This is a genomic window from Treponema sp. SP13 (genome assembly GCF_050938355.1).
In the GTDB taxonomy this organism is placed as follows: domain Bacteria; phylum Spirochaetota; class Spirochaetia; order Treponematales; family Treponemataceae; genus Treponema_D; species Treponema_D socranskii.
Map to the genome: position 1 here is coordinate 866,749 of NZ_JADOVM010000001.1, position 18,554 is coordinate 885,302.

Genomic DNA, 18,554 nt, shown 5'->3' on the forward strand with positions numbered 1-18,554 from the left:
ATGATTATTATAACATATTCCGCTGCTTTTCACAATATTTATTAATTATTTATCGAGGACACGTGATATTTTCGTTTTATTAATTATTGGAACCTCTAAAAACTGCAGTTTTTAGAGGTAACTTTGAAAATGCGATGTTTTCAGGGCAGGCGCGCCGGAAATGTATACACGGAAAAGCTTATAAATGAAAAAAGGCAAAACGTGAGGCAGTCGAAGATGTGACGAATTGCTGCCGCGCGAGACGGCTCTGTTTACAACTGTTCGATTTCCCTTTCGGTGAGACCGGTCGCTCTCGCTATGTTTTCGATCGAAAGACCCAACTCAAGTAAATTCTTTGCTGTTTCAAGTTTCGCTTGATATGAACCTTCGGAAATGCCCTCCTGTTTTCCCTGTGCGATGCCTTCTTTGAGCGCAATTTCTCTTTCTTCTTCCCGCTGCACGGCTATGTCCACATCGTAATCGTATTCGGCTATGAGCATGTTCATTCCTACTCACTCTGAAAGATTTTCAATTTCTTCAGCAGAAAGGCCGGTCATCGTACAGATTTCGGCAATCGGATAGTTGTGCGTTCGCATGAGCTTCGCCGTTTCAAGCGCTTTTTGATATGAGCCTTCGGAAAAACCCTTCGCTTCGCCTTGTGCGATGCCCAGCGAAAAACCTTTCGCTTCGCCTTCTTGTAACGCTTCCTCCCGCTGCACGGCTATGTCGACATCATAATCATATTCGGCAATTAACATATTCATTCCTACTCATTCTGAAAGATTTTCAACTTCTTCAGCAGAAAGACCTGTCATTTGCGTAATAAAATCAAGTTTGCAATGTACCTGCTTCATCAACTTTGCCGTTTCCAGTGCTTTTTGATGTAAGCCTTCGGAAAGACCTTTCGCTTCGCCTTGTGCGATGCCTTCTTTGAGCGCAATTTCTCTTTCTTCTTCCCGCTGCACGGCTATGTCCACATCGTAATCGTATTCGGCAATCAACATATTCATCACCTCCTTTGACTTCCGCTGTAAGTATTCCCGTAAGATGTCGTTTTGTATGCACTCTTTGATCGCGTTCCGAAAGCCGTTTTCACTATCGAGCTTCGTGTGTTTCCGTACGGTTTCAACGAACAGCGTGTACTCTTTCAGCGTTTTGCACGTATGTAAGATTTCACTTCCCTTATTATAATTGATATTCGTCACGCTGACAACGACTTCGAGAGAGGGTTTTTCAGGCATCGTCATAAAGGCATCGGAGAGGCGGAGTGTCGTATTTTCAGGGTAATCTTCTTCGCCGTTGTAGAACACGTAGAACTCCGGCGTCGGAATCTTTTTCAACCTGCGGAGATAGCGGTCACGCGGGTTTTCGATGCGCTCGTAGAGACGGGCTGCGTATTGCAAAAAGCGCAACGGCATGTTCGCGTTGACAGTCGATTGGTGTTCGACCAATACGATGATCTTTCCGTCGACGAGGCAGGCGACATCATTGCGGAATGCCATATACATCACCTGTTCGAGCCGCAGCGGTTCGAGTTCCGTCGATGCGTCAAGCTCTGTCCCATGCAATGCGTTGTAGAGAGCGAGAAAGTTCGCCTTTGCGTTTTTGTCTTCGCCGAAAAAATCGACAAAGACCGAATCCTTATACCGCCGATTATGCTTTGCCATAAAATACCTCCGTTATATATATCGCAGAGATGTTGCGATTTCGGAGTTTTTTGAGGCAATTTTGGAAAAGGAGCTACGGAACCGCCGTTTGGAATATTTCCGTATATTTTTCATAAAAACCGCGTAATTTGTTAATTTACGGGCGATATATAGGTCAGCGGCTTCCTTGCCGCATTATCTCAACAACTGAGGATATCCCTATGGAATATACCCATAAACCCGTCGACGAACTCTCCTTTACCGACGACTTTATGTTCGGCACGATTATGAAAAACAAAGCGATTTGTAAGGGCGTCATCGAACGGCTTTTGCATATCAAAGTCGGCAAAATCGAATATCCCTCCCTGCAAAAAACGATAGCACCGTTTTACGAAAGCAAAGGTATACGTCTCGACGTCTATGTCTTCGATTCCGACCGCGTATTTGATATCGAAATTCAAACGTCGATTCCGCCCTCTCTTCCCAAACGTACGCGCTATTACCAAAGCCTCATGGATGTCGATAACCTCTTGAGAGGACAAAGCTACGCCGACCTGAAAGAGAACTATGTCATCTTTATCTGTACGCAGGATTCCTTCGGCAAAGGCTTACCCGTGTATACATTCCGCAGTGTGTGCAGTGAGAATGGCAGTATTCTTCTTGATGACAAATCGTATAAAGTATTTTATAATGTAGGTGCCTACGATAAAGAGAGAGAACCTGAATTGAGCGCCTTGTTGGAGTATCTTTGCGAGAGGCGGGCGACGAGCGGTTTTACGCAGCGGATTGATGCGCTTGTCGAAAAAGCGAAACGGAACGAAAAGTTCAGGAGCTGGTATATGTCGTTGAATATTTGGAAAGATGATTTACTAAGAGAGGGTTCACAGCTGGGCGAAAAGATCGGCTTTGAGCGAGGAATACGCAAAGGCCGCCGCGACGGCATTGCTGCGGGAGCTTATCAAGCAAAGCGAGAGACGGCGAAAATTTTATCGGGTATGCAGATGAGTCTTGAAGCGATAGCAAAAGCGACCGGCCTCTCGGAAGCGGAAATCAAAAAACTGTAAGAGCACGCGATTGCGAGCAGTGCACAGCAATCACGTGCGTCTCCTATCACACAGCGCGCCGTAAACGTCGTACTGTGTGTCCTCATAAGGAATTGCAGTCGGCTTTTATACCTTTTATTACATCCGAAAGGATGAGGTATAAAAGCCTCCGCACGGATGAGAGAAAAACGCTGTAGGCGTTTTTCGCCTCTCGACCTAAAAGAGCAAATCCGAGCAGTGCGCGACTTGCAACGAGCACGAAGTGCGAAGTTCCCCGCGCGACTTGCAACGAGCACGGAGTGCGAAGTTCCCCGCACAGGATTTGTGAGCGTCTCCTATCACACGGTGCGACGCACAACGTCACTCCGTGTGTCCTCACAAGGAATCGCAGTCGGCTTTCATACCTTTTATTCCGAAAGGATGAAGTTTCCACTGCGGCAGCCTTAACGCCGTTTTAATTTCCGGGCGTGAAAAATTCTACGATGTCTTTTCGTAAACATTCGACGGCAGCCTGCTTATTTCCGTCCGTCAAATAATTAATAAGCTGTTTGTGATAATTTGCGCCGCTCTGTACCCGCGTAAGGTGCAAGGTTTTCCAATACGAACGCACATAGGCAATGCCGAGCGCACGCATAACTGCGGCAAGCTGTTCGTATGAAAAAGCGCTGTTCGAAAACGAAAAAAGCGTCAGGTGAAACGTGCAATTTTTTTCCCAGTGTTCGAGCGCCTCCCGCTGCTCCGGCTTACTGTAATCCTTATACACCAATTCTTGCAGCTGCACTATCCGCTCATCCGTTATCGCATCCCAATTCCGATCGAGATATCCGCATTCCAATACGACACGGTAATCGAGCATCTCCGAAACCGTCCTATCGGAAATCGATGATACTTCATATCCGAAGCGCGGTATACTTTTTAATAATTTTTCATTGCACAGCGAAATAAGCGCTTCACGAATCGGCGATTTGCTTACGTCGAATTCGTCGACAAGAGATTTTTCCGTGATGATGTCACCGGATTTATATTCATCGCGGATAATACGCTGAAGGATAATATCGTAATACACATCTTTCAGCGTATTGTTCGAATATTTTTCTCTCGTCGCTGCCATGCTCGGAAACCTTATTTTTCCAACATGATATGCAGTATTTCGGTATCGGTGGAACGCATGCCTTCGCGACCCATGCGTCCGAAGCTTCGTATCGTATCTTCCGCCGATTCTTTTACGAGACCTTCACCGCTTTTAAATGCGACGCCTTCGTGCGAGCCGAGTTCAAATCCCAATATGGCGGCATCTACAGCCGATGCGATTTTTGCCGCGCACGACGGTTTTGCTCCGTCACACACGATACCGCCTACATCGGCAAGCGTATTCGTAATCGTACGCGCAACGGCATCTTCATCACCTCCGTGCAAATACGTGATGCCGCATCCCGCTCCGGTCGCAGCGCACACCGCCCCGCAAAACGCACTCAAACTGCCGATATACCGCTTTTGCAAAAGCGCAATCAAATTTGCCAAAACGAGGGCGCGGATCAATTTGTCGTGCGGGACATTCCATTCTTTCGCATATTCGATCACCGGCAGCGATACCGTCATCCCCTGATTGCCGCTGCCGCTGTTTATGACGACGGGCAGCGGACATCCGCTCATACGCGCATCGCTTCCCGCCGCGGCGGCAGCCCGCGCGCGCACACGTACGTCGTTTTTATCGTACAGCTTTTCGAGCGTGCGTCCGATCTTCGCTCCGTATTCGCGTGCAAGCCCTTCTTTCGATATGGCGGTATTGTATTCGATCTGCCGTTCGATAACGGCGCGCACATCGTCGATGTTCACTTCATCCGCAAAGCGGATGATATCCCGTACCGAAAGCAGCGATTTGTTCGCTTCGTTTCCCGCATCGTTTTTTACACCGGACGCTTTTTTATCGACTATGATTTCACCGTTCTTTTCGATATAGGTAATATTCGTATGCTTTTCCGAAACGACGACAACAGCCGTATCTTCTCCGCTCTTTGCCGTCACGCGGATATACAGGTTGTCTTTGCCGTCGACAAGGCTGCACGTACAAAAACCGGAATCCACAAGTTGTTTCGCTTTTTTAATTTGCTCTTCGGTGATTTTGGAAAGCGCTTCCAAACCGATTTCAGCATCGCCGCCGACCGCACCGAGCGTCGCTGCGACATCGATCCCTTTTAGACCGCCGGAGTTCGGAACGGTTACGCCCTGTACGTTTTTGACGATATTGCCGCTCGCTTCGACCCGTATCGTTTCGGGAAAACTCCCGAGCACGTCGCGCGCTTTCGCCGCCGCAAACGCGATGGCAATCGGCTCGGTACACCCCAGCGCAGGAACGAGTTCGGTTTTGAGAATCGCTACGTATGCATCGTATATCTTTTTGTCCATATAATTATTTTCCTTGACAATACGTATTTATCGCTTCAAACAAGAGTTTGCCGACGACCGATCCGCCGTCGAGCACTCCGATGCTTTTTTCCGCGTAGTATGCCGCACGTCCGTGTACCGCTTTCATGTTCTTCGTATTTTCCGAACCCTTTGCAGCGGCGGCGGCGGCAGCTTCGAACGCTTCTTTTTCACCGTCGGCGCTGTGCTTTTCAAGTTCGTCGACTGCGGGAATAAAGGCGTCCATGATCGTTTTTTCTCCGGCTTTCGAACCGCATTTTTCACTGATCGCTTCGATCCCCGCTTTAAATGCGGCACTCGTTTCCGCCAAATCGATATCCGTTTTGCCGCGCATCGCTTTCGCCATACCCATAATGCCGATCGACGTAATCGTTCCGAGCGACGACGGTGCCTTTTCGTTAAACGTCATCCCCATCTTCATAAATAATTTTCCCAAGTCCGTTTCATCGGAGGTATCGAGAAAATCGCTCACCGCTTTATAACCTTCGCTCATGGAAATGCCCAAATCGCCGTCACCGTTTTGCTGATCAAGCCGAATGAGATAATCTTTGTTTTTCGTCATGACATCGCTTATAATTTTACATGCACCTTTTACATCCTGTGCATTCATACGAAGCCTCCATAAAATTAATAATCGGGAACAAGGCTGTCGAAAAAGCAAGCGCTTTCGAAACAGCCCCTCAGTTCTTAGATATACTATTTATTTTCATTCGTATAGAACGGAGTCGATGCCGGGGCGCGGAGCAATTCTTCAAGCTGCGAATCGAGTTTGAATACGGTAATCGACAGGCCGGCCATCTCCATAGATGTGGCGAATTCTCCGATGTGCGGCATAAAAACGCTTACGTTTTTAGCGGCAAGCATCTTTGCAATCGAACGATAGACGATGAGCTGCTCTTCAAGCGGCGTCGCACCGAGTCCGTTTACCATAACGGAAACTTTGTCGCCGGAAGCGAGCGGCATATCGGCAAGGATTTTATCGAGGATAACCTTTGCGACTTCATCGGCCGTCATCATTTTGCGCACTTCGATTCCCGGTTCGCCGTGAATGCCCATGCCAACTTCGATTTCATCGTCGTTGATGGAGAACGTCGGCTTTCCGACTTCCGGAACGATGCACGGGGAAAGCGCGACACCCATCGTTCTGATATTTGCAAGCGCCTTTTCCGCAACGGAAGCGACTTCATCGAGCGACATCATTTTATCGGCGGCCGCACCGGCAACTTTAAACGCATACACCATACCCGCAACACCGCGGCGCTTTGCCGCCGTTTCTTTTGCGCTCGAAGCGACATCGTCGCACACGAGTACGGTTTTCGTTTTAATATCGTCCATGTCGACCATTTCGCAAGCCATGTCGAAATTCATTTTATCGCCGCCGTAGTTTCCGTAGAGGCACAAAACGCCGCTGCCGCGGTCGCACGCTTTAATCATATTCGCCATCTTCTGCGATGACGGAGAAGCGAACACATTGCCGATCGCGCAGCCGTCGAGCATACCGCTTCCGACATAGCCCAAAAACACCGGCAAGTGACCGCTGCCTCCGGCCGTCACGATGCCGACTTTGCCGTCTTTTACGGGATAGCCCGAAACGAGCACGCGGCAGTCACCGTCGAGAAAATGCACTCTGTCGCCGTATGCGAGTTCGATACCTTCCATCATTTCGTTTACAAAATCTTCCGGTTTGTTAATAATCTTTTTCATACGTACCCCCATATTGATTTAATAATTTATATTGCGGACAATCGATTATGACGCTGTCATCCGCCCAAATACGCTTTGATCACCTGCGGATCGAAAAGCAATTCTTTTCCGGTTCCCTCCATGATTACTTCGATGGGTTCGCGGCAATCTATAATATATCAGTAATATCTTACGAAGTACCTATCATAGTATAAGGCCACTTTTCAAATAACGCAAGTTTTTTTTACAATTTTTTTCGAGAATTTTTAGCGCTCGAGCAGTCCGCATCATAACAAACGCTCTCCGCGCTACGCCGACAAAATCTCGCGCGGCGCTAAAACTCTTCCGCTTCGCTTATAAAACAGCCGACACATTCGGTCGGGTATTTTTCACGCAGCTTTTTAATAATCGATTTCAATTCAGCTTCTTCGTCGCGGTCACAGTAGATGATGTACATCGCATTGAGCTGCGGCCACACCGAGTCTCCGAGCCGCGGATTACCGTAACCGGCGCCCATCACCGAAGGAATTTTCGTAAAGTGCAATCCGACTTTGCGTTCGGCAAATTCCTGCTGAAAATCTTCTTCCAGCGCCTGCGAAAATATGATCTCCATTCGAACGCGCCGTATTCCGTTTATTTCGTTCATAGTAACTCCGTTACGCTTCGCGAGTGCGAAGCAGTTTTCGCTCAAGCTTCCGCTGCCGTCTCGAATTGACGATATAATATACGGTCGGCATTACAAAGAGCGTCATCAAAGAACCGAAGGTCATGCCGCCGAACACCGTCAAACTTATCGGCTGCATACTTGCCGAGCCCTCGCCGGGAAAAAACGCCATCGGCATGAGCGAAATGACGGTCGTAAGCGTACTCATCAAAATGGGGCGCAGGCGGTTTCGCGCAGCTTCGACGCACGCGTCTTCGAGAGCAAGGCCGCGCTTACGCAGCAGATTCGTGTAGTCGACGAGGACGATACCGTTGTTGACGATCGTACCGACGAGAACGAGTACGCCCATAACGGTGACGACGCTCAAACGCGAACCGTTGAGCGCGTAGATCGCGATGACGCCGATAAAGGACAGCGGTATCGTAAACAAAACGATAAACGGATCCATAAAGGATTCGAATTGACTCGCCATGACGATAAACACGAGGATCGACGCCATCATGATAATCAAACCGAAATTTCTCACGGCTTTCATCATATCTTCATAGTCGCCGGAAAATCCGATGCGCACGTTTTCGTCTTTCGGGATATTCGCATTTATAAGCTTTTGTATTTTATCCTGCACTTTATCAAGCGAAAGTCCCGCCACGGGCTTAGCCGTGATGTGAATGACGCGCGCCTGATTTTCGCGTAAAATCGTCACGGGAGAAGTCGTCTCTTTATAGTGCGCGAAATTCGAAAGCGGGATGCGTTCTCCCGACGCGTTTACGATCGAAAGCAAATCCAAATCGGCAAGCTTCGTTTTATCTTTTTTCGAAAGCCGCACGATGACGTCGATGTCGTCGCCGTTGTCGGTATAACGGCTCGCGATCGTACCGTTGATGAGCGCCGCCACTTCGCTTCCGACCGTATATACGTTTACTCCCAGTTCGTACATACGCTCGCGTTCGAATACCAATTCTACCTGCGGCAGCCCGTCTTCCAAATCGCTTGAAACTTCGGTGACGACATCCTGCGCCTGCTCTCTTAAAAGCTCTTCAAGCTGAGCACCGGTCGCACGGAGCTTATTCAGATCGTCGCACTTGACATTGATGCTCATACCGCCGGTGGACATACCGTTTTGATTTTGCGCGAAGCTCAGTTTGACACCCTGTATTTTATTAAAATATTTTCGAAGCTTCGCCTTTGCCGACTTTTCGTTGTCCCAGCCGGCCTCTCGCTCCTCAGCAGGGTACAGCGTAAACGTCACGGTTCCGGTATTCGTTCCCGACGTCGATGAAAATATATCCGTTCCGCCGACCGTCGTCGATGAATATTTGACACCTTTTAATTCCTGCGTCGCCGTCGTTTCAAAGCCCCGAAGCGTATCGTCGGTGACTTCGAGCCGAGTTCCTTTCGGCAATTCGAATTTGACGGAAACGGTATTCGATGCTGGTTCCGGCATAAAAATAAAACCGATGAATTTGACGGCCGCAACGGACAACACCAACAAGCCTATGAGTGAAAAAATACACAGTTTCCGACGGTGCAATACGAATTTCACGCCGCGCGCGTAGACATCGTCGAGGCGCGAAAAAAAGTGCGTAAACCGGCGGTTGATTTCGAACCGCACCCCTTCTCCCCTGTCCGCAAGTTTATCGATGCGGAGATACTTCGAGCTCAGCACGGGTACGAGAACGATCGCGACGACGAGCGAACACAAAAGCGAAAAGATTATCGTCATTGCGAGATCGTTGAATATCTGTCCCATCATACCGAGCTGACCTTTGAACATGAGCATCGGAAGAAAAATACATACCGACGTAAACGTACTCGCGCTGATCGAAAGGATCATCTCCTGAGAGCCGAGCACTGCGGCAACGCGCGGCTTCGCGTCTTTTTGCCGGTACGCGTAGATATTTTCGAGGACGACGATCGAGTTGTCGACGAGCATACCGATGCCGAGCAGCAAACCCGCCATAGAGATCATGTTGATCGAAATCTTCGTAAAGTACATGAGAAAGAGCGTGATGAAAACCGACACGGGGATCGCGAGTCCGATGATGACCGTGCTCTTAATCGAACGCAAAAAGATAAACAGCACGATGACTGCGAGCAGCGCGCCTTGGATGACGGACTTTACGACTTCCGCAATCGTCTGCTCGATGATATCCGTATCGTTCGACGATTCGATAATATCGACGTCGGACGGCAATTCGACTTTTATAGCCTTGATCGCCTTGCGCACGGCGTGCGCCGCGTTTACGGAATTTTTTCCGCTCTGTTTTTGGATGTTCAGTATAACGCAGGGCGTTCCGTTCAGGTAAGCGAGCGTGTTTTCGTCTTTGTAACCTTCGTACACGTCGGCGACGTCGCGCAGGCGGATCGTTGTAATGCGAGGCCTCGCCGAGCCCGGAGCGGCCGACGCTTTATACGAAATGACGGTATTTTTCAAATCTTCGACGCTCGTGTACTTACCGCTCGTTTTTATCGTGTAATTGATATCGCCGCTCGTAATCGTACCGCCGGAACTCTGTACGTTTTGCGAACCAATCATCTGCGCGACGGAAGTGATGGAAAGGCCGTACGCTTCGAGCCGGTCGCGCGGTATGTCGACGTTGATCGATTTTTCGCGGCCGCCGACGATCCGTGCAGATGCAACGCCGTCGATCTGTTCGAGGCGCGGCTGTACGATATCTTTCGCGTATCGGCGGAGTTCTTCGGGCGTTCTGTTCCCCTGCAGCGCGAGCGCCATGATCGGCATGAGCGACGGATCGGCTCTGATCGTCGTAGGCGAAGATGCACCCGTCGGCAGATAGCTCCGCACCAAATCGATTTTATCGCGTATTTCGGCGACCGCCGCATCGAGATTCGTGTTAAAATTGAATTCCATAAAGATCAGACTTAAACCGGACGACGACTGTGATTGCATTTTTTTCAAACCGGTCGCACCGGAAAGCCCGTTTTCCAATATGCGCGTCAAACTCTGCTCGACTTCTTCCGGCCCCGCATTTTTGTATTCGGTATAGACGAGCATATAGGGCAGCTTCATATTGGGATACATATCGACCGGCAGCTGCGTTGTACAGAAAATACCGAGCCCGATGAGCGCGATAAATACGAGCAGCACGGTAACGGGTTTATTGACGGAGTATTCCGATAATGTCATTTACGACTTCCTTAATAATTAATAAATTGAATATCGATGTTCAAAACGCTTGGAAAATTTCGAATTTTGGAAAACTCGAAATTGACCTAATCTTACTTCAGTTTGCGGCACCGATGATGTTTACCTTTGCGCCGTCGTTTAAGAGCGTCTGCCCTTTTACGACGATTTCATCGCCTGCGGAAAGCCCGCTCGTAATTTCCGTGCGGTTGTCGACGGAAATACCTTCCGTTACCGCCAGCATTTTTACGACGGCAGCTTTATCGTTTTGCGCCTGAGACGCAATTGCAAATATGTACGGCTTACCCGCCCGCGTGATGACAGATCCCGACGGAACGACGATCGCGTTTTGTATACTGTCGGTGATGAGGCGGACGCTTCCGTACATGCCGACTTTAATGCGTTCATCGGGCGGAGAAAGATGCAGCTTTACCGCCATCGTCCGCGTCGTCGTATCGAGGACGGGAGACACTTCGACGACCTTTGCCGTAAACTCGATGCCGGGATAGGCTGCAAACTGCGCGGTCGCCGACTGGCCGCGTTGAATGCGGCTCACAAAGCGTTCGGGAATATTGACGCGAATTTCCAAATCGTCCGTGCTGCCGATCTGCACGACGGGCATCGTCTGAGAAACCGTCGCACCGACCGACGGCATCGAGGTGATGATCCTTCCGCTTACCGGAGCGCGCACGGGACTTTCGCTGTACGACATGCCGGGACGGCTCGCGTCGACGTATGCGATCACTTGATTTTTTGCAACCGTATCGCCGATGTTCGAAAGCACGCGCGAAATTTTTCCGCTCATATCCGGCAGTACGTCGACCGCCGAAACCGATGCGACGTCTCCTCCGAATTCGAGATATTGATCGAGGTTGCCCTTTTCGATTTTATACGTATTGACGGCATAAACGATATCGTCTCCTTCACCGCCGGCGGCAGCCGTATTTTTTTTGCAGCCCGCGATCGAAGCGATTATTAAAACGAGCGATAAGATGCGGGCGATTTGTATAAAGCGATTCGAATATTTCATCGAGTTCCTCCGTTTGTCGTTGCTGCGGCGCTCTTTACCGTCAAATCCGTATTCAACGTTTCTTCGAGATTGAGCAATGCCGTAATATATTGATAGCGCTGATTCGCCAAACCGAGCCGCGCTTGATTGAGCTGACGTTCCGCATCGCGGAGGTCGAGCAGTTCGGTCGTACCGTTTTGATACGAACGCAGCGTCATCGCATACGAGCGCTGCGCGAGTTCGACGTTGCGCTGCATCGAAGCGATCTGGCGTTTTGCCTGATCGAGCGTATTGATCGCAGTGCGCACTTCGAGCTTTTGATTTTCAGTAAGCTGTTCGCGCGAAATTTTAAGCTTTTCGAGATTCGCGCGAAGGTCTTTCGCTTTTTGGCGGTTCGACGAAAACGGCAGCATATTCGTGACGTTCCACGCGAGCGTCGCACTGAACGCGCCGTTATCGTTCCAATTATCTCTATCGAACCAATTCGAATCGAGGGCATCGCGCAGCATCGGCTGATAATTCCAATTCAAAGACAGTGCCGGCGAAAAACTTGCAAAGTCGAGCGACGAAAGATTGTGCTCGAGCGTTTCGATATTGTTGTCGAGGGAGCGCAGAGCAAGCGACGAGTTCCCGTACGTCGCGATCAAATCGTCGGCATCGACATCGATAAGAGCTGGATCGATCGAACCCGCAAGTTCGATCTTCGTGCCGGAAGGCATACCGAGCAAAAACACGAACATATCGAGCTGCTGCGCGAGAGAAGTTTCCGCCTGCTCCGTTTCGGGAATTTGATTTTCATACTGCACTTGCGCCTGCAAAAGCTGCAGTTCGGGAATCCTTCCGTTTCGATAATTCACCGCCGTCTGCACGCTCCGCCGCCGTGCGTTTTCGAGCGTTTCCCGCTGAATCGCGAGGTTGTCCCGCTGCAGCAAAAGACCGAAAAACAGCTTTTTAATATTGGTAATCGTTTTTCGCTCCGTTTGCTCCCGCGTGATTTTGCCGCCTTCGTAGCCTGCCTTTGCCGCACGTATTTGACCGATGTACGCAAGGCTCAAATTCAGTCCCGCGCTCAAGTTTCCGACAGCCGCCCAGTGCATACTTTCCGTTTCCGAAATCGGCGTATACGGCGTCCCGAAAACCGCAGCCCCTATCGCACCGAGTGCATTTGCCTGCTCGATCGATGAACTGATATCCGTCGTACGATTGAGCGTTCCCGTCGCCCGCACGTCGGGTAAAAATACGTTCCACGCATTGTCGGATGCTCGCTTGGCCATTTCCAAATCGATATCCGCACTTTTGAGCGTGCGGCTGTGGGCACGCGCATAGGCAACCGCTTCATCGATCGTCAGCGTTACCGTCTCGCCGCTTTGGGCAAACGAGCGCAGCACGGAGATTAAAAAAATTAATAATATCGCTTTGTATTTTTTATTGTATATATTCATCTTAGCTCCTAAGTTCATACAAATTATTAAGTGCGCACGAAACACCGAACGGTATCACCGCGATCGTCAGCTTCCGCCCCTCTTATGAACGGCAGTGTTGCCGATTCCCGATTCCGTCATCGCGTATAATCTTTTCAATGCGGCAAACATACGCTTGTCCGAAAAACCGAGCCTCCGGCAATGGATAAACATCGTAACGACGATCGCGAAAAACCAGCCGAGAACGCGTTGAGAGGTCGGGGGTATACCGACATTGGGAAGCGAAGCGATAAAACGCTTCCAATAAACCGAATCGTATATCGTATCGACAAAATCCGGCGCTTCGGCACGATCGACAAAATCGTTGATGCCGATGAGACTCGAACAGATATCGACTGTCTCGGGATACTTTATAAAATACAGCAGTTCCGTTCGGAGGACGGCGTACGTACATTCTTCATCCGTCGTCAAACCGTCCATATTTTCGGCGATCATACCGTGCATCCGAATCACTTCGTTTTTTATAAGCGATTCGACCATTTCGTTTTTACTTTTATAGCGCGAATAGAGCGAGCTTTTAGCGAGGCGTAATTTTTTTGCCAAGCGTTCGATCGTAATGCCGGCCGCTCCGTATTCGGACACGACGGAAGCGAGTGCAAGAAGTTCGTCGGTAAGCGGCGCTTTCTTTGGCATTGCGGATTTAAAACGCGCATCGAGCTGTGCGAGCCGCTTTCTTTCGGGAATATTTTTTCCGATACCGTTTTCAATCAGGGCTGCAAGTTTATCCGCAAAGTCGGCGGAGTCCGCAAGGTTCGGAGTATTCGTATCGAGCGCGTCGAAACGGATCAGCGTAAAAATAAAAATCGTCGTACCGACGTAGATGCTCGTCACATAAAGATCCGTATCTTTAATCGAACCGTCCCTTGCAAAAAGCGAATCGAATACCCGTATGCTGCGCTTCCGCAATTCCCGTACAAAGGCTCCTTCGTCCACGATACATTGCTGCGATTGAAAATACATGACGTATTCGCGGTGATTGACGAGAAAATCGACCGCCTCGGACATCGCTTCGATGCGCTTGCCGTTTTGATAGCATTCGAGCATCCTCCGCACGACTTCTGCGATGCCGTCGAACATGCGCGCATTCATCGCTTGCCTGATCGACGCTTTGTGCGGAAAAAGCTTAAAGATGGCCGCTTTACTGATGCCGACTTTTTGCGCGATCTGCGACAGCGAAATATTCGTAAATACCGGCTTGCGATAAAACGAAAATGCTGCGTCGATTATTTTGTCCCGCGTTGAAACGCCTTCCTTCATACAATTCCCAAGCAATTACGGATGAAAAAGGTTACCGATTGTTCGGTAACCTACGGAACTATAGCGAATTGTTGCAATTTTGTCCAGCAGCCCGCATAAAAAAACCGCCCCAAAGCCGAAGTTTCCCTCGGCTTGAGAGCGGCCAGTTATTTTAGTTTGTAATTATCGAAACCAATTATCAATTAATTAATCGCTTCCACTTCTTCTTGGGTGAGACCGGTATCATCGTTATCCTCCGTTCATCGATACACCGTTGCGCGGTGTCCGATTTCGATGACGGTGATAATCAATCTATCGTCACGAATGCGGCATAAAATGCGGTAATCGCCGACACGGTACCGCCATAGCCCTGAAAGATTTGAAGTAAGCGCTTTCCCGCGGGAACGCGGATTATCAAGAAGCTCAATTTGTTCAAGGTAATCCAAAACACGCTTTGAGATTGCCGCGTCCAACTTTTTTAGTTGCTTTTTAAATGTTTCCGTCAAGACGACTTTCATAGACCTAACTCGTGTCGCACTTCGGCGATGGTGTATGTTTTTTTTCCGCTTTTTTCAAAGTCATTCCACGCTTTTTCGGCACACACTGCGTCTTCGGCATCTTCCTGCAATTCGGCAAGGTAGCGGCTTAAAGCATTTTCCAAGATGGTATCTTTTGCCGCTCCGGTCATTCGGGCTGCCTGTTCCAATTCTTGATACAGTTTATTTGTCATGGTCATTGTAGGCATAGCATACCTCCTAAAAAAGGCAATGAGGACATTTGAACTTCCGAATTGCCTTTTTTCGCCGTTTTGTAAGGCTTTAGCCTGAAAAACGGCATACAATAAACGATGTTTCATCAGGCGACAGCCTGATGAAAACTCGAAGTTGAAGCGAGCGGCACTATTTGAGCCGTGAGCTTCAACCGTCCTCCTGTCTTTTATTATATCACAGGCTAAAGGATTTTAAAAGAGATAGCTATAACTATTAAAGTAATGACGCCCGCATAAAAAAAACGCCCCGAAGCCGAAGTTTTGTCCGGCTTGAGAGCGGCCGGTTTCTTTCCCGGCACGCGATGTTTGTGCAAAAAACTCGCGGCTCAAAATCTGATTGCGGATAATGGGGAATTATCCGTTATCAATGACCAATTTTAAAAAAAGCTGATTCTTATAGAGCTTTTATCTCTTCAACAGAAAGACCTGTTCCTTCGGCTATTTTAGCAATATCAAAGCCAAGCTGCTTAAAAGCCTTCGCCGTTTCAAGAGCTTTTTGACGGGAACCTTCAGCAAGACCGAGCGATTTACCTTGTTGTATTCCTTGCCGCAAACCTTGTTGTATACCCTGTTGTATGCCCTCTTCCCGTGCATCCATCTCAAACCCCGACATAAAGCGGTATTCCTGCCGCGCCTGTTCGTTCTGTTTTACTGCCTGTATCATCGTTTCTATCCTCCCGGTATACTCCGTATTCACCGTTCCGGTTTTGACGTACTCCAAAAAGCCTTTGAGTTCCTTATTCTCGGCTTTACTGAATGCTTCCGTGTTTATTATAACCTTTTTTGTTCCGTCGCGTAAGGGCGTTTGTCCGTCTTCGATACAAATATTTTCAAACGTGTAAAGCGGCTTGCCTTTTCCTATCGCGTCAAACAAGCACACGAAAATGATATAGCTGTCGTTTAATGCTTTGTAGTGCTCGCCCTTGTCCAAGAATGCGATGTCGATTGCCGCCTGATAATACCTCATGCGTTTCGGAAGATTATACTCATTGCTTACCTGCATCTCGATGTCGTAAGATTTCCCCGCCTCGTCTTTTACGAGCAAATCAAGGCGTACCGATTTTGCTTCGATGCCGGCTGCGACGCTGTTTTGCGGCGCCAGGTAGGCGATTTTCCCGATTTGCCCTGCCAAAATCATTTCAAGAAATTGCTTGCAAATGCCTTCGTCCTGCATAATTTTACAAAACATAAAGTCATCGGCGATGGTTAAGTCGTCAAAACTTTTTCTCATACGTACCTCCGTACCTAATTATAGGCGCAGACGGTACAAAAACAGGAACAAAAGGGAAAAGTTTTTGCAATTATTGTTCAGACAGCGCCGGCAAAAGCTGTATATGGACACCCGCACACAAAAAAACCGCCCTCAGAGCCGGAGTTTCCTCCGAGTTGAGAGCGGTCGGATTAGTTTAATTCCCGCACAGGAGGGCGCTTATGGCAGCGTCAAAAACGGCTTTTTAAAGTCCTTCCACACGTCGGCACCTTCGTATGCGCTGACCGAGGCGGCGGGCACTTTTAATGTTACGCCGGCTAAGATTACGTTCTCAAAAGCATTGCTTTCCAGATCAGGCGGAGTTGCCGCCTTACAGGTAACGCTTTGCAGTGCCGTACAGCCAGTACAGAGATTACCCGGTGTAGTAAGGCTTGCAGGCAGTTCAAGCGTTTTTAGCTCCCAGCAGTTGTCAAGGAACTGGTAGCCTAATTCGGTAACGCCTTCGGGAATCTTGACATCTTCAACCTCGCTGGCGGCAAGGAAGTGGCTCCCTATGGAAGTAAGCGATGAAGGAATGTAGACCGTTTTTAATTTCTGGCAAGCGTACAAAGCCAAATCTTCTACCGTTGTAAGACCGTCCGGTAAAATAAGGGAAGTAAGCTTGCGACTGCCGGAAAAAGATCTTTTCCCCAATACTTTGACGGAGGAAGGCACCGTATACGGGGCGCCGGCTTTATTGAGCGGATAGCGAATCAGCTTTGTTTTATGCTTATCGAATAAAACCCCGCCTTCTACGCTGAAAAAGTTACTCGGACCGCTTAACGCAAACGCTTCTAAGTACATCAAATCGTTGAAGCTGATTATGAAACCGGTGAGGGTATATGTAATACCCGAATATTCGGGCTTTACATTGACGGTATAGACAGTGCCGTCAGCATCGCTTTCCCGCTTTGTCATTATTACATGCCTTTGCGCCTTGTCGACTACTTTATACTCTGCACCGTTCGAGAGCGTAAAAGTATCGGGATTCGTTACGGAAAATATAAAGGATACCCGTATATCCGCCGGCTGTGTTACGGTGTGCTCGTAGGTGTTTGAGGTATTGCCCGGAACGGCCGTGCCGTTTACCGTCCATTTTTCCACCTTGTAGCCCGCAGCAGGAGAGGCCGTAAAGACGAGTGCAGTGTTTTCGGCAACCGCAGTGCCGGAAGTAAAGGCTGCTCCGCCCGTCTTATATTTTGCGCTTATGCTTCCGTTCGGCGGTGTGCCTTCTACGCCGAAGATTACGGCATAGGTGGAAGGCGGTATTAGCTTAAAGGAGACGGCAACCGTTATCGGCTCGGTTATTTTTACCATAGCCGTCGTATTTTCAGGATTTCCGCCTGCAAGAAGCTGCCCGCCTGTAATCGTCCACGTGTCTACCATGTAGCCTGCATGAGGAGAGGCGGTAAAGACAATCGTTTTATCCTCTTCCACTTGCGCAGGCGAATGGATTTCGGCGCCGTCAACTTCCGCCTTGAGCGTGCCGTGTCCGCCGTCTACGCCGAAGATTACGTTGCCGAAGGTAACCGTTACGGTAACGTCTTCGGTGATTTTAAGCGTCGCGCTCGTGCTTCCCGGACTGCCGCCTAGTAAAAATGAGCCCGCCGAAACCGTCCACTTATTCACCGCATAGCCTGCATCCGGTACTGCCTTAAAGGTAATTTCGCTGCCATAGGGCACATTGGGCGGGTTTGGAAGCTCGGGAACGGTCGTTACTCTGCCGTGTACCGGCGGGGTAAGCGTAACCGTGTGCAGGACAGGAAACGGCCCGGCCTTCCGTTTAAAGAATACCTTAACCTGCGCATTTGCCGTAACTTTGAGCGTGTAGGTAAGCTCCGTGCCGTTTACTGCCGTGCCGTTAAGTTCCCACTTTTCAAGAATGTAGCCTCCGAGCGGCGTTGCCGTAAAGGTGAGCTCGGTGTTTTCGGCTGCCATGCCGTTTTCGCTCAGTGCGGGCGTTACTTTTACATTGCCGCCTATAGTGTGGTCAAGCTCTATCTTGTACATTTGCACGGGCGGCGGTGTGGGCGGGGTGCCTCCGCCTGAATCGCTGCCGTTCGAGCAGCTTATCGCCAGACCTGTAAGCAAAACTGCGGCTGTGACGAGCGCCGCGGAGCCTCTAAAGGCATGCGCCTTTTTCTTACTGCTTGTTTTCATAAACAACTCCTTTCAGTAAAAATCGGTGAAAAAATAAAAAAACGCACGAGGGACAGTGCGCCCTTC

General features: G+C 49.3%; 17 protein-coding genes. 1 reads left to right on the top strand and 16 read right to left on the bottom strand.

Annotated elements, in window-relative coordinates:
• Nucleotides 1–251 precede the first annotated feature (251 nt).
• Genes IZU26_RS03795 through IZU26_RS03805 form a run of 3 tightly spaced genes read right to left on the bottom strand, consistent with a single transcriptional unit; the run spans nucleotide 252 to nucleotide 1,646 of the window.
• On the bottom strand, nucleotides 252–485 hold the full coding sequence (locus tag IZU26_RS03795) for a hypothetical protein (RefSeq protein WP_433276898.1): 234 nt from the start codon (nucleotides 483–485) through the stop codon (nucleotides 252–254).
• A 6-nt stretch (nucleotides 486–491) separates the two neighbouring features.
• Nucleotides 492–743, bottom strand: a complete 252-nt coding sequence (locus tag IZU26_RS03800) for a hypothetical protein (RefSeq protein ID WP_433276900.1) — start codon at nucleotides 741–743, stop codon at nucleotides 492–494.
• 6 nt (nucleotides 744–749) lie between these two features.
• Nucleotides 750–1,646: an Rpn family recombination-promoting nuclease/putative transposase gene (locus IZU26_RS03805; RefSeq protein WP_433276902.1), complete on the bottom strand. Its 897-nt coding sequence runs from the start codon at nucleotides 1,644–1,646 to the stop codon at nucleotides 750–752.
• Between the two features lie 200 nt (nucleotides 1,647–1,846).
• Here IZU26_RS03805 and IZU26_RS03810 point away from each other — a divergent pair, with 200 nt between their 5' ends.
• Nucleotides 1,847–2,689, top strand: coding sequence for an Rpn family recombination-promoting nuclease/putative transposase (locus tag IZU26_RS03810; protein WP_433276904.1), 843 nt, complete (start codon nucleotides 1,847–1,849; stop codon nucleotides 2,687–2,689).
• Between the two features lie 433 nt (nucleotides 2,690–3,122).
• Here the strand turns inward: IZU26_RS03810 and IZU26_RS03815 are convergent, their stop codons facing one another.
• The 13 genes from IZU26_RS03815 to IZU26_RS03875 all read right to left on the bottom strand — a co-directional run bounded on the left by IZU26_RS03815 (nucleotide 3,123) and on the right by IZU26_RS03875 (nucleotide 18,488).
• Nucleotides 3,123–3,779, bottom strand: coding sequence for a GntR family transcriptional regulator (locus IZU26_RS03815; RefSeq protein ID WP_310824910.1), 657 nt, complete (start codon nucleotides 3,777–3,779; stop codon nucleotides 3,123–3,125).
• Nucleotides 3,780–3,790: 11 nt separating this feature from the next.
• Nucleotides 3,791–5,074, bottom strand: coding sequence for a serine dehydratase subunit alpha family protein (locus IZU26_RS03820; RefSeq protein WP_433276906.1), 1,284 nt, complete (start codon nucleotides 5,072–5,074; stop codon nucleotides 3,791–3,793).
• A gap of 4 nt (nucleotides 5,075–5,078) precedes the next feature.
• The gene (locus tag IZU26_RS03825) at nucleotides 5,079–5,702 is read right to left on the bottom strand and encodes a dihydroxyacetone kinase subunit L (RefSeq protein ID WP_433276908.1); all 624 of its coding nucleotides are present in this window, start codon (nucleotides 5,700–5,702) and stop codon (nucleotides 5,079–5,081) included.
• A gap of 86 nt (nucleotides 5,703–5,788) precedes the next feature.
• On the bottom strand, nucleotides 5,789–6,796 hold the full coding sequence (locus IZU26_RS03830) for a dihydroxyacetone kinase subunit DhaK (protein ID WP_021330181.1): 1,008 nt from the start codon (nucleotides 6,794–6,796) through the stop codon (nucleotides 5,789–5,791).
• 313 nt (nucleotides 6,797–7,109) lie between these two features.
• Nucleotides 7,110–7,421, bottom strand: coding sequence for a PG0541 family transporter-associated protein (locus IZU26_RS03835; protein WP_021330189.1), 312 nt, complete (start codon nucleotides 7,419–7,421; stop codon nucleotides 7,110–7,112).
• Nucleotides 7,422–7,431: 10 nt separating this feature from the next.
• A complete protein-coding gene (locus tag IZU26_RS03840; RefSeq protein WP_433276911.1) occupies nucleotides 7,432–10,587 on the bottom strand; it encodes an efflux RND transporter permease subunit in 3,156 nt (1,051 codons plus the stop codon).
• A gap of 97 nt (nucleotides 10,588–10,684) precedes the next feature.
• Complete coding sequence (locus IZU26_RS03845; protein WP_021330192.1) at nucleotides 10,685–11,614, bottom strand: efflux RND transporter periplasmic adaptor subunit; 930 nt, start codon at nucleotides 11,612–11,614, stop codon at nucleotides 10,685–10,687.
• Nucleotides 11,611–13,035 carry a TolC family protein gene (locus tag IZU26_RS03850; RefSeq protein WP_433276913.1) on the bottom strand — a complete coding sequence of 475 codons (1,425 nt, stop codon included), beginning with the start codon at nucleotides 13,033–13,035 and terminating at the stop codon, nucleotides 11,611–11,613. The genes IZU26_RS03845 and IZU26_RS03850 overlap by 4 nt, the downstream gene beginning before the upstream one ends.
• Nucleotides 13,036–13,101: 66 nt before the next feature.
• Nucleotides 13,102–14,331, bottom strand: coding sequence for a TetR/AcrR family transcriptional regulator (locus tag IZU26_RS03855; RefSeq protein ID WP_433276915.1), 1,230 nt, complete (start codon nucleotides 14,329–14,331; stop codon nucleotides 13,102–13,104).
• A gap of 239 nt (nucleotides 14,332–14,570) precedes the next feature.
• Nucleotides 14,571–14,828: a type II toxin-antitoxin system RelE family toxin gene (locus tag IZU26_RS03860; RefSeq protein ID WP_021330188.1), complete on the bottom strand. Its 258-nt coding sequence runs from the start codon at nucleotides 14,826–14,828 to the stop codon at nucleotides 14,571–14,573.
• Entirely contained in the window at nucleotides 14,825–15,055 is a 231-nt protein-coding gene (locus IZU26_RS03865) for a hypothetical protein (RefSeq protein ID WP_310824891.1), read from the bottom strand. The genes IZU26_RS03860 and IZU26_RS03865 overlap by 4 nt, the downstream gene beginning before the upstream one ends.
• A 418-nt stretch (nucleotides 15,056–15,473) precedes the next feature.
• Nucleotides 15,474–16,310 (bottom strand): Rpn family recombination-promoting nuclease/putative transposase, encoded by an 837-nt coding sequence (locus IZU26_RS03870; protein WP_433276918.1) that lies wholly within the window; start codon nucleotides 16,308–16,310, stop codon nucleotides 15,474–15,476.
• Nucleotides 16,311–16,508: 198 nt separating this feature from the next.
• Nucleotides 16,509–18,488, bottom strand: a complete 1,980-nt coding sequence (locus tag IZU26_RS03875; protein WP_433276920.1) for an InlB B-repeat-containing protein — start codon at nucleotides 18,486–18,488, stop codon at nucleotides 16,509–16,511.
• Nucleotides 18,489–18,554 lie beyond the last annotated feature (66 nt).

Bases quoted from the DNA above. Each gene is read 5' to 3' on its own strand.
- IZU26_RS03795 (WP_433276898.1), bottom strand. From the start codon at position 485: ATGAACATGCTCATAGCCGAATACGATTACGATGTGGACATAGCCGTG.
- IZU26_RS03830 (WP_021330181.1), bottom strand. From the start codon at position 6,796: ATGAAAAAGATTATTAACAAACCGGAAGATTTTGTAAACGAAATGATG.
- IZU26_RS03835 (WP_021330189.1), bottom strand. From the start codon at position 7,421: ATGAACGAAATAAACGGAATACGGCGCGTTCGAATGGAGATCATATTT.
- IZU26_RS03855 (WP_433276915.1), bottom strand. From the start codon at position 14,331: ATGAAGGAAGGCGTTTCAACGCGGGACAAAATAATCGACGCAGCATTT.
- IZU26_RS03820 (WP_433276906.1), bottom strand. From the start codon at position 5,074: ATGGACAAAAAGATATACGATGCATACGTAGCGATTCTCAAAACCGAA.
- IZU26_RS03800 (WP_433276900.1), bottom strand. From the start codon at position 743: ATGAATATGTTAATTGCCGAATATGATTATGATGTCGACATAGCCGTG.
- IZU26_RS03850 (WP_433276913.1), bottom strand. From the start codon at position 13,035: ATGAATATATACAATAAAAAATACAAAGCGATATTATTAATTTTTTTA.
- IZU26_RS03875 (WP_433276920.1), bottom strand. From the start codon at position 18,488: ATGAAAACAAGCAGTAAGAAAAAGGCGCATGCCTTTAGAGGCTCCGCG.
- IZU26_RS03815 (WP_310824910.1), bottom strand. From the start codon at position 3,779: ATGGCAGCGACGAGAGAAAAATATTCGAACAATACGCTGAAAGATGTG.
- IZU26_RS03840 (WP_433276911.1), bottom strand. From the start codon at position 10,587: ATGACATTATCGGAATACTCCGTCAATAAACCCGTTACCGTGCTGCTC.
- IZU26_RS03845 (WP_021330192.1), bottom strand. From the start codon at position 11,614: ATGAAATATTCGAATCGCTTTATACAAATCGCCCGCATCTTATCGCTC.
- IZU26_RS03810 (WP_433276904.1), top strand. From the start codon at position 1,847: ATGGAATATACCCATAAACCCGTCGACGAACTCTCCTTTACCGACGAC.
- IZU26_RS03825 (WP_433276908.1), bottom strand. From the start codon at position 5,702: ATGAATGCACAGGATGTAAAAGGTGCATGTAAAATTATAAGCGATGTC.
- IZU26_RS03860 (WP_021330188.1), bottom strand. From the start codon at position 14,828: ATGAAAGTCGTCTTGACGGAAACATTTAAAAAGCAACTAAAAAAGTTG.
- IZU26_RS03805 (WP_433276902.1), bottom strand. From the start codon at position 1,646: ATGGCAAAGCATAATCGGCGGTATAAGGATTCGGTCTTTGTCGATTTT.
- IZU26_RS03865 (WP_310824891.1), bottom strand. From the start codon at position 15,055: ATGCCTACAATGACCATGACAAATAAACTGTATCAAGAATTGGAACAG.
- IZU26_RS03870 (WP_433276918.1), bottom strand. From the start codon at position 16,310: ATGAGAAAAAGTTTTGACGACTTAACCATCGCCGATGACTTTATGTTT.